The organism is Rhodococcus sp. 05-2254-6 (assembly GCF_002258565.1).
In the GTDB taxonomy this organism is placed as follows: domain Bacteria; phylum Actinomycetota; class Actinomycetes; order Mycobacteriales; family Mycobacteriaceae; genus Rhodococcoides.
The window spans coordinates 1-13,215 of sequence record NZ_NOZF01000087.1 but is presented as its reverse complement, the minus strand read 5'-3'; the positions used below and the strand labels follow the sequence as shown (position 1 = coordinate 13,215).

At 65.3% G+C, this 13,215-nt stretch carries 9 protein-coding genes and 1 rRNA gene; 8 read left to right on the top strand and 2 right to left on the bottom strand.

The genetic code is table 11. The features are described from left to right. Nucleotides 1-4 precede the first annotated feature (4 nt). Both CH256_RS10590 and CH256_RS10585 read right to left on the bottom strand, forming a co-directional pair. The gene (locus tag CH256_RS10590) at nt 5-676 is read right to left on the bottom strand and encodes a TetR/AcrR family transcriptional regulator (protein WP_094669566.1); all 672 of its coding nucleotides are present in this window, start codon (nt 674-676) and stop codon (nt 5-7) included. 20 nt (nt 677-696) lie between these two features. Next, nucleotides 697-1,293: a dihydrofolate reductase family protein gene (locus tag CH256_RS10585; protein WP_094669565.1), complete on the bottom strand. Its 597-nt coding sequence runs from the start codon at nt 1,291-1,293 to the stop codon at nt 697-699. Nucleotides 1,294-1,512: 219 nt separating this feature from the next. On the opposite strand from CH256_RS10585, the gene CH256_RS10580 reads away from it, so the two are divergent. The 8 genes from CH256_RS10580 to CH256_RS10545 form a co-directional block, all read left to right on the top strand. Next, on the top strand, nt 1,513-6,696 hold the full coding sequence (locus CH256_RS10580) for an AAA domain-containing protein (protein ID WP_094669564.1): 5,184 nt from the start codon (nt 1,513-1,515) through the stop codon (nt 6,694-6,696). Between the two features lie 309 nt (nt 6,697-7,005). Continuing rightward, nucleotides 7,006-8,010, top strand: coding sequence for a metallophosphoesterase (locus CH256_RS10575; RefSeq protein WP_306438710.1), 1,005 nt, complete (start codon nt 7,006-7,008; stop codon nt 8,008-8,010). 7 nt (nt 8,011-8,017) lie between these two features. Next, a complete protein-coding gene (locus CH256_RS10570; protein ID WP_094641372.1) occupies nt 8,018-8,878 on the top strand; it encodes an HAD family hydrolase in 861 nt (286 codons plus the stop codon). Between the two features lie 310 nt (nt 8,879-9,188). Further along, nucleotides 9,189-9,638: a hypothetical protein gene (locus CH256_RS10565; RefSeq protein WP_143536552.1), complete on the top strand. Its 450-nt coding sequence runs from the start codon at nt 9,189-9,191 to the stop codon at nt 9,636-9,638. 31 nt (nt 9,639-9,669) lie between these two features. Beyond that, nucleotides 9,670-10,557 (top strand): hypothetical protein, encoded by an 888-nt coding sequence (locus CH256_RS10560; protein ID WP_094669562.1) that lies wholly within the window; start codon nt 9,670-9,672, stop codon nt 10,555-10,557. Between the two features lie 74 nt (nt 10,558-10,631). Continuing rightward, nucleotides 10,632-11,177 (top strand): LpqN/LpqT family lipoprotein, encoded by a 546-nt coding sequence (locus CH256_RS10555; protein WP_094669561.1) that lies wholly within the window; start codon nt 10,632-10,634, stop codon nt 11,175-11,177. A 51-nt stretch (nt 11,178-11,228) separates the two neighbouring features. Next, entirely contained in the window at nt 11,229-12,638 is a 1,410-nt protein-coding gene (locus tag CH256_RS10550) for a plasmid pRiA4b ORF-3 family protein (RefSeq protein ID WP_094669560.1), read from the top strand. 494 nt (nt 12,639-13,132) lie between these two features. Continuing rightward, a 16S ribosomal RNA gene (locus CH256_RS10545) occupies nt 13,133-13,215 on the top strand; the annotation flags it as partial.

Here is a 13,215-nt window from a genome sequence, read left to right as displayed (position 1 = left end):
TCCCTCACCTGTCGCCCTCGCTCGCCCGTGGCAGTCGCAGCGCGTTGACCCACAGCCTCGTCGCCGTCGCGAGCAGATCCTCGTAGTCCGCGGGCGGGAGACCGTCTGCGGCGTCGACGACGAAGTGATTGAACGCGAGCCGACTGATCATCGAGGACAGTGCGCGCGAGGCGAGCAGGGGATCGAGTTCCGCGTCGGCCAGACCGCGGCTCTGCAGGCTCTCGATGCTGCGGGCGTTGCGCCTGACGAAGGCATCGGCGCGTTCGCGGCGGAGGCGTCGGAACTCGGGATCGATGTTCGAGACCTGCTCGAGCAGCGCCATCAGCTTCGCGTTGCGGCGGTATGCCTCGAAGTACGCACGGTTGCTCGCGGCGATCACGGCAACCGGATCGTCGTGCGGGTTCACTCGCTCGGTTCCGGGATGCAGCATGTCGTCTCTGGCCTGCTCGAGCACTGCGGCCAGGATCTCTTCCTTGCTGGTGAAATAGGTGTAGAAGGTGCCGGCGGAGCATCGAGCAGCGCGGGTGATGTCGATCAACCGGGAGTCGAGGTAACCGCTGTCCTCGAAGACGCGACGCGCGGCGGCCACGAGCGAGGTACGGGTTCGCAGCCCGCGCGGGGTGGTCGGCAGCTCCCGATTCGGCAGCTCACGGTCTGGCTCCGGCGCGGCAGGCATTCAGTCTTTATACGTCATCGTCAGCGCGCGTCCGGGCGGATGAACCGGGAGAATCTCACCCCGCTGTCGAACTGGCGTGATTCGAGGTGCTCGAACCGCTCCGCGGGGAACGGATCGGGGCCGATTCCCGATGAGAACAGGCCGATGCCCCTGCCGAGCACGACGGGATTGACCTTGAGGAACAGCTCGTCGATCTCGGGCAGCAGTTGACCCGCCAGGTTTCCACCTCCGCAGATCCAGACGTCGTACTCGGAATCCTCTGCCTTCAGGCTCCTGACCAGTCCGATCGGATCCTCGTTCACGACGGTGAGGGTGGGGTCGTCCGACGGTGCGAGGGTGCGCGAGAAGACGTACTGGCGCAGGTGGGGATAGGGGCTGGTGATACCCACGTCGAGCGCCGGCTGCAACGTCTCGCGGCCCATGAGGAGGGTGTCGAACCGAGCGGGTGGACCGTCCAGGCCGAACATGTCACGAACGTGGACCGGCAACGTCTCGGGCAGCTCGGCCACGATGGCGTCGAGATGATCGCCGTCGGGCACGAAACAGTCGTAGCTGCCATCGGGTGCCGCGATGAACCCGTCGAGGGTGACGGCGATGTAGTAGACCAGGTTGCGCATTCGGCTCCTGTCGTGTTCGACGGGTGAGAACCCGTGGGCTTGCGGGGTATGTCGCTGTGGGGGATCCAGCGACCGACGTCGGTCTTTGTGAACCAGCACTAGAACGTATTTTGTGTGCTCAGGACGCAACGAACAACCGGTTTCCAGCGGCTAGTCTGGCCCGGGTGTGCAAACACCGTCCCTGAAACGGACGACCATTCGAGTATTTGTGGGGAAACTGTGACGGCTGCAGCGGCTACCGGTCGTGAACACGACGACGAGCTCAAGAGCAGGGTTCAACGCCTGCTGCGCTTTCTTCGCGAAATCGTCGAGGCGCGTTCGAACCCGGTGCTGCGCTTCGACGACCACGTGCAGGTCGAATGGATCCATGCCGGTGACGTTCCCATGCAGCTCGACCCACGCGCCAAGCAGGGTGGTGTGGTGCTCCGTGCACCGCGCATCGCGGTCGACGATCCGCCCGAGCCGCCGGCGCTGCTGTCGGGTTGGCTCGACCCGCAGGTCGTTGCCGACAGCCGCTATCGCGAACTCGAGCTGGCCGACGCATCCTCGGTGACGTCTCGTCGTCGAGCGGAGGCGCAGGAGTCCGATGCGGACTTCGACATCCGCAAGGCCTACGAGATCAAGCAGGCCTTCGAGGAGTACTCGCAGTCGTGGAAGGAATGGGCGCAGGAGGATCGGGATCGGCGTCCGCAGGCCGCTCTGTACCAGGCTCTGCAGCTGATGATGCAGGAGCTTGCATCGCGACCCGAGTCCATCGAACTCGTGGTGGCCTCGGGGCTGCTGACCTCGAGCAACACCGATCCGCAGCGCAGCGTGCGCACTCACCTCATCACGCAATCGGCCAGTATCGAACGCGACGTGCGTACCGGTGATCTGCTGGTTCGCCTCGCCGCGAGCACCACTGCGCGGCTCGAGGACGGCCAGCTGCTGACCGCCTCGGACGATTTCGACACCTCCGGCTCGGTCGCCTTGGCACAGGAACTGCACGACACCGTCACCTCACCCATCGGGGCAGGCGTCGAACAGTTCTTGAGGAACTGGGCGTCGCGGGTGCCGCGGCACGAGATCGAGGTACTCGATCGTCTCGGGCCGCCCGGGGCACTCGCCTACATCGACGACGACCGCACGCTCACCGTCTCACCTGCCCTCGTTCTCCGCGTTCGGGACTCGTTCGCACTGGTCGAGTACTACGAGCAGATGATCGCCGACCTCGAGTTCGCCGACTCTCCGGTACCGCTCGGGCTCGCTCAACTGGTCGATGCCATCGAGCCGGCCGATCGGATCGCGTGGCTCGAACGCACGGGAGCGGGGGAGTCCGCGGCACTGGCGGAGGACCCGCTGTTTCCGTTGCCGGCCAACGCCGAGCAGTCGCAGATCATCGAACGGCTGGGGCGTGACAGCGGCGTCGTGGTCGAAGGACCGCCCGGAACGGGCAAGACTCACACGATCGCCAACCTCATGTCCGGGCTCCTTGCGCGCGGTCAACGGGTTCTGGTCACTAGTGAAAAGTCACAAGCTTTGCGCGTGCTGCGGGACAAGCTCCCGCCGGAGCTGCAGGAGCTCTGCGTATCCATCACCGACCTCTCCCGCGGTGGTTCCGACGAGCTCAACCGCAGCGTCGCGAAGATCGCCGAGCGCAAGACCTCCTTCGACGAGGCCAGCGAGGTGCAGAAGATCGAGGCACTGACGACGCAGCGCGCGGCGGCTCTGGCCGGGCGGGCCGAGTTGCTCGATCGTGTCAGCGCGCTCCGCGAGTCCGAAACTGTTGTGCACGAATACGTTTCCGATGGATACGACGGCACGGTGTCGTCCATCGTGCGCAAGGTCAAGGCCGCCGAAGGTGCCCACGAGTGGCTGCCCGGCCCACTGTTCGCCGATCGACCACCTCTCGACGGTGCCCAGGTCGATCAGCTTCGTAAGCTCATCGCCGGCTCCGACGGGACTCGAGAGCTTCGCTCGCGTCAGGTGCTGCCGCGTCCCGAGACCATGCTGCCGAACTCGGCCGAACTGGCATCGCTCTGCCAGCGCGCAGGTGCGCGCATCGACGCTTCCTCGCCCCAGGCCGCCGAGCTCGTGTCGTTGCTCGACGGCGTGGAACCCGCCGTGGCCTCGGAGATCAGGCAACTGTGCGAGGAGCTCGCCGCTCGGGTGCGAGCGGTCGTCGAACTCGACAGCTCGTACCTACGCCTCACCGATTCCGTGCTGTCCGGCGAGGCCGCCCACCTGTGGTCTCGGGTCAGCGGAATCGACGCGATGGTTGACACGGCCGCTGCGTCCGATCGCTATGTCGGTGCGCACGACGTGCAGTGCTCGACGAGCTCACCGGCGGCACTCACGGCGATGGATGCGTTCGCCGGCGCGTTGGAGTCGGGTATCGAGTGGAAGCCCCGGTTCCGTCGCAGCGAGGAGCAGAAGGCCGTCGAGGCACTCGATATCGTCGCTACCGTCGACGGGCAACCTGCGACGACGGCGATGGCTGCGCGTCTGGTGGCCGAACATATTCGCGCGCTCGAGACCGTGCAGACCGCAGCGGTGCTGCTGGCCGACCTCGCGATCATCGTTCCGCTCGACGGCACACGGTCGATTCGCGTCAACAACGTGGCGCGGATTGCCGACAGGCTGGGTCTGGTGTCTGCAGTCGTCGCTGCCCGCGACGCCCTTGTGCACCGGCTGTACACCATTTCGCCTGCGGCACCGTGGATTCGGAGCCTGGCCGACGCCCGGGAAGTCGCCGGGGCCGCCGACGCCATCGCCACGCGTATCGACATCGATGCCGCACGCGCCGAGCTCGACGCCCTGCAGTTCGCGGTTGCCACTCGTATCGACGCCGGGCCGTCGCCCGAGGGCTCGAATCTGGTGAGTGCGTTGAGCACCGCGGATCCGTTGGAACTGGCTGCCGCCGTTGCGGCGTACTCGCAAGCGTGTTCCGAGCAGGAGGATCAACTGCTGCTCGAATCGATGTCGGCGTCGCTGTCCGAGGTCGCACCCGCGTTGTTCGACTTGGTCAGGGACACCGCCGGTGATGTCGAATGGGACGAGCTGAGCTGGCAGATGTCCAAGGCCTGGGCGTGGCGTCGGGCACGCGAGTGGGTCGGCGAGCAGCACCACGGCGGCCTCGAGCAGCAACTCGAGGCGGAGTTGGCCGCTGCGGATACCGACATCGCTTACCTCACAACACGTCTCGCCGCTGCCAGTGCCTGGTGTAACAGTCTCGAGCGAATGACGGCCGTCGAGGTGCGGGCGCTGCAGACCTATCGCGAGCACATCTCCAGCATCGGCTCGGGAGCCGGTAAGTACGCCGAAACCTACCGCAGTGCAGCACGATCGGCGATGCGTGAGGCGCAGAGTGCCGTGCCCGCCTGGGTCATGCCACTCTCGCAGGTGCTCGCGTCCATCCCGCCGGTGCCGGGCAGTTTCGACGTCGTCATCGTCGACGAGGCGAGTCAGGCCGACATCACCAGTCTCTTCCTGCTGTATCTCGCACCCCGGGTGATCGTGGTGGGCGACGACAGGCAGTGCGCGCCGGCCGATGTTCCACAGACCGGCACACTCGAGGACGTGTTCGATCGGTTGGACGTCTACTTGCCCGATCTACCGGAACACGTGCGTGCGACGCTGACCCCGAGGTCGAGCCTGTTCTCGATGCTGCGCACCCGGTTCGGTCAGATGGTGCGGCTGCGTGAGCACTTCCGTTCGATGCCGGAGATCATCAACTGGTCGAGTCAGCAGTTCTACGGAGATTCCCCGCTCGTTCCCGTGCGGCAGTTCGGCGCGGATCGACTACCGCCGCTGCGGCACACGTACGTTCGCGGAGCGACGGTGACCGGAAAGAACGCGTCACTGGTCAACCGGACCGAGGCCATCGCGATCGCCGACCAGATCGCCGAGTGCCTCGAAGACTCAGCGTACGACAACCTGACCTTCGGAGTGGTTGTGCTGCAGGGCCAATCGCAGGTCGACGAGATTCGCAACGAGTTGATCAAGCGGATCGGTATCGAGCAGTGGGAGCAGCGTCGACTTCGCGTCGGTACGCCGCCGGACTTCCAGGGCGACGAACGAAACGTCGTGTTCCTGTCGATGGTGGTGGCACCCGATCAGAATTTCGCCACCCTCACCGCCAATCAGTACAAGCGGCGGTTCAACGTGGCAGCGTCGCGGGCACAGGATCAGCTGTGGCTCTTCCACTCGGTCACGGTCGATCGTCTCAAGCGAGCGGACCTGCGCAACTCGTTGCTGAGTTACGTCACCTCCGTCTCGCCCGCTCCGGCCGATCCCATGCCGGTCGGTGTCTCGCGCGAGGTCCGGAAGGCCCCCTTCGAGACGCTGCTCGAGCAGCAGCTGTGGAACGACCTCGTCGAGAGAGGTTTTCACGTCAATCCCGGTGTCGAGGTGAACAACAGGCGTCTCGCCCTGGTCGTCACCGGAGACTCCTCGCGGCTCGCCGTCGAGTGCGACGGCGACACGTTCCTGTCGACCCCCGCTCAGCGGTTGGCGGATCTGCAGCGTGAGCAGGAGCTCAAAAGGTGCGGTTGGACGTTCTGGCGGGTGCGTGAATCCGAGTACTACCTGGACCGCGAGGCGGCGCTGGAAAGCCTCTGGGCCACGTTGGCCCATCTGGGAATCAAGCCGAACAGCGTTGTCGTGGAGGGTCTCGAGAGCTCGGACGAGTCCTGGACCCCGGTTCCACTCGAGTCCTCGCAGTTCGACGATTCCGGCGTCTTCGAGACGTCCACGCACGCAGACTCACCCGCGCGCCACGAGTCGGTGCTGTCTCTGTGGACCATGCCGCGCATCGACATTCCCACCGAGGAGCCGTCCGCGTCGCAAGCTCGCGGAGCCGACCGCGAAGGATCGGCACCGACGACAACCAACGGTTCCGGAAGCACCGACGGAGCGGGAGTCCAGAACTTTTCGCGACCGACCAACGGTTCGGGAATGACGAACGGTGCGTCTGCTATTAACGGTGCCGGTCGTGTCAACGGCTCCGGAGGTGCCAACGGTGCCGGTGCTGCCCACGGATCAGGTACCGGGGAGTCCGACGGTTCCCATGGCACCGCTCGGCCGATCGAGTCCTCGGCATCGAGCCATTCGACCACCGAGATCGGTGAAACCACGAACAGCACGACATCGGCCACGGACCGGGTCGGGGACGCCGAAGAGCCGGTCGCACAGGAAGAGCCGGTCGCACAGGACGAGCCGGCCGCTCAGGACGAGGCCGCGGCAAGCGTTGAGTCGGCCGAGCTCGATGGAGCCGATCCGGTCGAGACGCAGGGCGATTCGACGGAAAAAACGACCGATGATGCCGAGCCGAGCGGCCTCGAGGTACCCGAGGACGAGGACATCGCAGAACACGAATTGCCGCTCAACGGACTTCGCGGATACACAACCCGCCGTCGGCCGTAGCTCCCGGCGGGCAGGCTCGGTGCCCGCGCCGAACCATCCGAAGCCGACGTAGTCTTGGCCTCGGATTGCGCACGTACGAGTGAAGAGGGTTCGACGCCGATGACAGATCGACAGACGCAGCGCCCGGAACAGTCGGTCTCCCCGGACGGTTCGACGCGACCGCGATCTCGGCGGGTTGTCGTTCCGACCGTTGTTCTCGTGGTCTGCGCTGCGCTTGTCGGCCTGCCTGCCTGGACTGTCGTGTTCGCGGGCGCGCAGTGACCTGCGGCTGCACAGTCGGTCGGCTCTGCGGTTGCGGTCGCGGCATTCGTGGCACTGCCTGCAGCGATGTATCTGGGTCACCGGCCGAGTGCAGAGGGGGTCTCCAAGGACGTGTGGGCGCGCATCGGAGATGTGCTGTTGGGCTTGGCTTGGATCGCGTTCGTGTGGTCGGCACTCTCGCTGCTGCTGCGGCTCGGTCTGTGGGTGGCTGGGGTAGACGACCCTCTTCGGTCACGGATCGTCTCGGTGACAACGCTGATCGTCGTGGTCGTCCTCGCTCTGTGGGGCCATTACGAGGCGATGAGAACGCCCCGAGTGCGACACACGACCGTCAGGATCGACCGGCTCGGGGCTCGATTCGACGGTCTACGAGTGGTTCTCGTGACCGACACGCATTTCGGCCCGCTCGATCGAACGACGTGGTCGCATCGTTTGACCGCCGCCGTCAATGCGCTCGAACCGGACGTGTTGGCCCACGTCGGAGATATCGCCGACGGCTCGGTCGATCGGCGTCGAGCGCAGGCTGCGCCGTTGGAGGCGATGCTCGCGAGCGCGGCCCGCGTGTACGTCACCGGGAACCACGAATACTTCGGTCAGGCGCAGGAATGGCTCGATCACATGGAGGACCTCGGATGGAACTCCTTGCACAATCGCCACGTGGTGCTGCATCGCGGTGACGACGCATTGATCATCGCGGGCGTCGACGACGCCACTGCCGCCGGCTCGGGTGCGCCCGGTCACGGGGCGGATCTCGCTCGCGCCCTTGCCGGAACCGATCCGTCGATGCCCGTGCTGTTGCTGGCGCATCAGCCTAAACAGATCGGCGACGCTGTCGAGGCCGGCGTCGATCTGCAGGTCTCCGGGCACACGCACGGTGGTCAGATCTGGCCGTTCTCGGCTTTGGTTCGTCTCGACCAACCGGTGGTGCACGGTCTGAGCAGACACGGTGCGCGAACTCAGCTCTACACCAGTCGCGGATCGGGTTTCTGGGGCCCGCCTTTCCGGGTGTTCGCGCCCAGTGAGATTTCCGTTCTGACGTTGGTCGCCGGCTGAGCGCGCGATGCCTGGCAGTATCGGTGGGGTGAAGAGAACCGAAGAGGTCGTCGTTGTCGCAACCGATCTCGACGGCACCCTGCTGCGTTCGGACCGAACTGTGTCGGCGCGAACGGCCGCCGCGATGGCTGCCGCCGACGCAGCCGGAATCAGGGTGGTGTGGGCCACCGCTCGCGCGCGCCACTCCATCGACGAACTCGCTGCGTCGTGCGGATTTCGCGGCACGGCGATCGGTGCCAACGGGGCTGTGGTCCTCGATCTGTCCGACGGCTCCCCGGCGATCGTCGGCACCAGGTCGGTACCGGCCGAGACGGTGGCGTCGGCCAAGTCGTTCGTGCGCTCACTCGTCCCCGGAGTTGCCTTCGCAACCGTCGGTGCCACGCGATTCGTGGCCGAGGCTCGGTACGCCGAGCTGTGCGTGTTCGCAGACCATCACCGGCAGCCGCACGAGATGGAGCTGTCGGAGCACGGCTTGTCGATCGACGTCGAGCCGACCGTCAAAATCGTTGCCCGGCACAGTGATACGACGAGTGAGGAGTTGTACGAGATCGTTGCTGCGGCGGGGGTGGACGGAGTGGAGTTGACGCACTCCGGTGCCCCGTACATCGAGATGTCCGCGGCGGGAGTCTCGAAGGCCAGTGCGCTGCAGGAGTTGTGCGAGCAGTGGGGGATATCTGCCGGTTCGGTTGCGGCAGTGGGGGATGCGCGCAACGATCTGCCGATGCTCACCTGGGCGGGTACGGCGTTGTGTCCGTCGAATGCCGCGGAGCCCGTGCGATCCGTCGTCGATCGAGTCCTCGAATCCAACGACGACGACGCGGTTGCGCGCTATCTCGAGGAGCTCACCGCGCGCCGAATGAAACTGTAACGTCCGGTCTGCTCGTCGCGACGCTGTATGAGAGGCTGGCCCCATCATCGGCAGAAGGACACCAGTGAGCTATCCAGATTCGGGCGACCCCTCGCAGCGCGCGTACGGACAGTACGGCGCGCAGCCGAATCCATCCGATCGAGTCCTTCCACCGCCTTCGTCCGGTCCTGGTGCGCCGCATTCTCCCGCGACGGCACAGCCGAGTGGGTACGGCGCGGTTCCCCGGCCGCCGGTGTTCGGCACCGGTGGCTTCCCTGGTTCGCCTCCACCTGGGCCCCCGAAGAATGGGAACGGTGGCATCTGGATCGTGGTGGCCGTTCTGACTGTGGTCGCAGTGATTCTCGGCGGCGTGTTCGGGTGGTTCATGCTGCGCGACGACGCAACTCCGGCGGTGGCGTCGGGTGCTGCAGCGTCCTCGGCAGTGTCCGACGGCGGTGTTCCAGGCGGTGAAACCGCACCGACTGCCGAGAACTCACCGGAGCCTGGCCCGGCCACTCTGCCTGCGGGCGCGCAGACCTGCCCGGCGACCGTGGCGTCGAGCAGCGGACTTCGAGGCTCGGCGGTGGGGTCGACGGTTACGTCGTGCCCGTTCGCCGAGGAAGTTCGGTTGGCCTACACCAGGGCCGGTTCGGATCGGAATTCGAGGACCGTGGTGGCCAGCAGCCCGGTCACCGGCAAGCGGTACGACATGAATTGCGTCTCGTCTGCGCAGTTGGTGACGTGTACCGGTGGCGAGAACGCCGTTGTCTACCTCTTCTAGTTCGGCGCGCCGCGTCGGACGAGTCGGAGCGGTGGCTCTCGCGCTCTGTGCTCTGGTGTCCGGCTGCACCATCGCCACCGACGACGGCCCCGCGTCCGAAGCGCCCCTGGTGTCCGAAACATCGGCTGCTCCTGTGCCACCGGTGTTTCCACCGACGTCCGATGCCGAAATATGGACCACTGCGCCTCCTGTCGAGGCGCTGCCGGCAGAGGATCTGGCCGCGGAGTTCGGCGCACTCGAGTCGACGGCGGGTGGGCCCATCGGCCTCGCTCTGGTTCCCGTCGGCGGTGGCCCGCCGACAGTGCTCGGCACCTGGACTTCCGGTTCGGCGTGGTCGACGGTCAAAGTGCCACTGGCCCTAGCCGCAATTCGTCGCGGCGCGGACGCGGTGTTTGCCGACGCCACCGCCGCCATCGAAAGCTCCGACAACGCAGCAGCCGAGAATCTGTGGGGTTCGCTCGGGGATTCCGCTGCCGCAGGTGGCGCAGTCGAAGCGGTTCTGCGGCAGGGCGGTGACGCGGCCACTGCGGTGCAGAGGGAGCGGATTCGTCCTGAATTCAGCGCATTCGGACAGACCGAGTGGTCGACGCAGGATCAAGCAACGTTCGCGGCGGGCCTGTCGTGCATCCCGGATGCCGCACCGGTGGTCGAAATGATGAACAGTGTTGCGCCCGAGCAGCAGTGGGGCCTGGCGAAGATGTCCGATGCTGCGTTCAAAGGCGGCTGGGGGCCGAGCGTTCGAGGCGGTTACGACGTCCGACAGGTCGGTATCGTCACCACTGTTGCCGGTCGAGTCGGCGTGGCGATTGCGGCGCAACCGAATTCGGGTTCGTTCACCGACGGAACAGCAATGCTCGACGCGGTCGGCAGCTGGTTGGAGTCGCACAGCAACCAGCTCCCTGCCGGTCACTGCCTCTAGGATCTGCTGACGAGCGGACCGGCGCGGGTAACCTCTGGCGTGTCAGTGAATCGTGCACCACGAAAGGCATTGCTGTGAACGACGCCCTGTCGACGGAATCGTCCGAGCCCACCACGATCGCCGAGTACCTGAATGCACACGCGCTGCGGGTGACGCCGCTCGACGGTGCCGCGGCGGCCGAGCTCGGCATCACCGTACCGATTCCTGCGGGATGGCAGACGCTCGATCCCGCACAGTTCCCAGGGGCGACCCAGGTGATCGTGGAACCGAACCTCGTGGAGAACGGGTTCGCGCCCAACGCGGTGCTTCTGGTCGGTGCGTTGTCGCGCACGATCGACCCGGAAGCGTTGATGGCATTGGGTTTCGGCGACGGACGTGCGATGCCCGGATGGGTGGAGCGCGAGGCGAGTACAGCGTCGTGGCTCGGCTGGCCGTCGCGATTCATTCGGGGTACGTACGTTGCGCAGCAACTCGAAGCCGCCGTGACGACGCGGTATGTGGTGGTAGGCGTCGATACTCAATACCTCGTGCAGTTGACGGTGACGACGTTGGCGTCGCAGGTCGATGCGTTGGCCTTCGACGTCGCCGCGATCAACGAGGGGCTGACCACGAGTACGTAGAAGACCGCGAGTCCCTGTGTCCGACGCGCAGGTCCGACTAGGGTCCTTTCCATGTCGATGAGAACCGGTCGCGTCCGGCACCTGTCGGTGGTGCCGAATTTGTCCGACACCGACGAACCGGCCGACGACAGCGCGACGGATGCCACTCGGCGACGCTTGGTGAACCTGGTGCTTCGGGTGACCGTGGATCACACTCGGCCACAGATTTGGCGTCGGGTGCGGGTGCGCTCGGACCTGCTGCTGTCCGAGCTGCACGCGGTTCTGCAGAGCGCCCTCGGATGGGAGGACCGGCACCTGCATGCGTTCAGCGTCAGGACCGCCGGTGCCACGCGTCGATTCGAGATGGAGGAAACCCTCGACGACGAACCGGACGACGACGCGTCGAGCGAGGAGCGAGTGCGGGTCGACGACGTACTGACTGCGCCGGGTTCCACGATGACGTACGAGTACGACTTCGGTGACGGATGGACACACACGATCTATCTGGAGCAGATCGATTCCGATATCGACGACCTCCGATCCGTTTGCCTCGACGGGGCGCGCGCCTGCCCACCCGAGGAGTCCGGCGGGCCTTCGCGGTACGCCCAGTCGCTCGAGATTGCCGCCGATACGTCCGATCCCGAGCACGCGGCGCTCATCGCGCGATGGGGCGCGGGCTTCGACCCTGCTCGATTCGACGTCGATGCGGTCAACGCGGTGCTGCACTCGTTCGACGTAGGGCGTTCGGTGCTCGCCGAAGCGGTGGCCGCGGCCCCGGCCATCGGAAAGCTGTTCGACCGGGTGCGACCTACGGAGGTGCCGTCACTGATGGCGTTGCTTCCGCGATGCGAACTCACCATCGAGAGTTCGGTCGATCTGCCCGTCGCAGAGGTGGCGATGGCCAAGTTCACGTGGTTTCTGGACAGAATCGGTGACGACGGAGCAGAGCTGACCGGTGCCGGCTACCTCAAGCCCGCGTTCGTAGCGGCGATTCGTGAAGAGCTCGACTGGGGTCTGGGGTGGGTAGGGCCGAGCAATCGCGAGATCGACCACCATCAGATCAGCGATCTGCGCGACGCGGCGCGGCACCTCGGGTTGACCCGCACATCGAAGGGCAGGTTGCTGCGCACCAAGCTCGGAGCGGCGTTGGCCGAAGACCCGGTCGGCATGTGGCGGCATGCGGCGTCGCGACTTCCTCTGGGAAAGGAGTCGTACGAGACCGACGCAGCGACTCTGTTCCTGATCTCCCTCGCGGCATCGGCATCTGCGACGCATCGCAACGAGATGTTGATCGAGACTGTCGCTGAATTGGGTTGGGCGAGTGAAGATTCCGGTGTGTTCGACGCTCAGTTCGCGGCGCAGGCCACGGTGAGCTTCCTCGATCTCATCGGTGCCCACGGTCCGCGGTTCTATTTCCGTCAAGAGGTATCGGACTCGCCGAGCTGGTCTCGCAGGTTCGCGCGGGACGCATTGCTGAGCTGAGTCGCCGAGAAGTGGTCTCGAGGACTGCTGAATTGTGGCTCAGCGACGGATGACCGCCGCTGAGCAGGCGATTTGCGTTGGTGTGGTTGGTGGCGTAACTTTTGTCGAGTCAGAGCGACGGACACCGACCCGGTCTTCACGGACAGGGTGAACGAGGTTGGACGTGTGGCTTGACAGGTTTTATCCCCCAAGAGTCGGGCCTTGTGTCCGAGACCAAGCTGGGATAGGCTGGAACAGTTGCCCTTGAGGCCGACGGACTGTGTGTCTGTGGGTCGAGAGTGTGTGCGTGTTCTTTGAGAACTCAACAGTGTGTCGATGAATGTCAGTGCCGAAATATTTTGTTTTGGTGAAAGCATTCGATGTATCAGCCATCCGCTTGTGGTGGTTGTTGTCGGGTGTTGTTTGAAATGCTAGTTGAGTTTTTCTGCTAGTGATTTGACTTGATGTCTTTGACTGATTCGCGGTTCCTTTGGGGATCGTTGTTTCGCAGGTCTTTTACGGAGAGTTTGATCCTGGCTCAGGACGAACGCTGGCGGCGTGCTTAACACATGCAAGTCGAGCGGTAAGGCCTTTCGGG

Bases quoted from the DNA above. Each gene is read 5' to 3' on its own strand.
- CH256_RS10590 (WP_094669566.1), bottom strand. From the start codon at position 676: ATGCCTGCCGCGCCGGAGCCAGACCGTGAGCTGCCGAATCGGGAGCTG.
- CH256_RS10570 (WP_094641372.1), top strand. From the start codon at position 8,018: ATGCCTGGCAGTATCGGTGGGGTGAAGAGAACCGAAGAGGTCGTCGTT.
- CH256_RS10585 (WP_094669565.1), bottom strand. From the start codon at position 1,293: ATGCGCAACCTGGTCTACTACATCGCCGTCACCCTCGACGGGTTCATC.
- CH256_RS10550 (WP_094669560.1), top strand. From the start codon at position 11,229: ATGTCGATGAGAACCGGTCGCGTCCGGCACCTGTCGGTGGTGCCGAAT.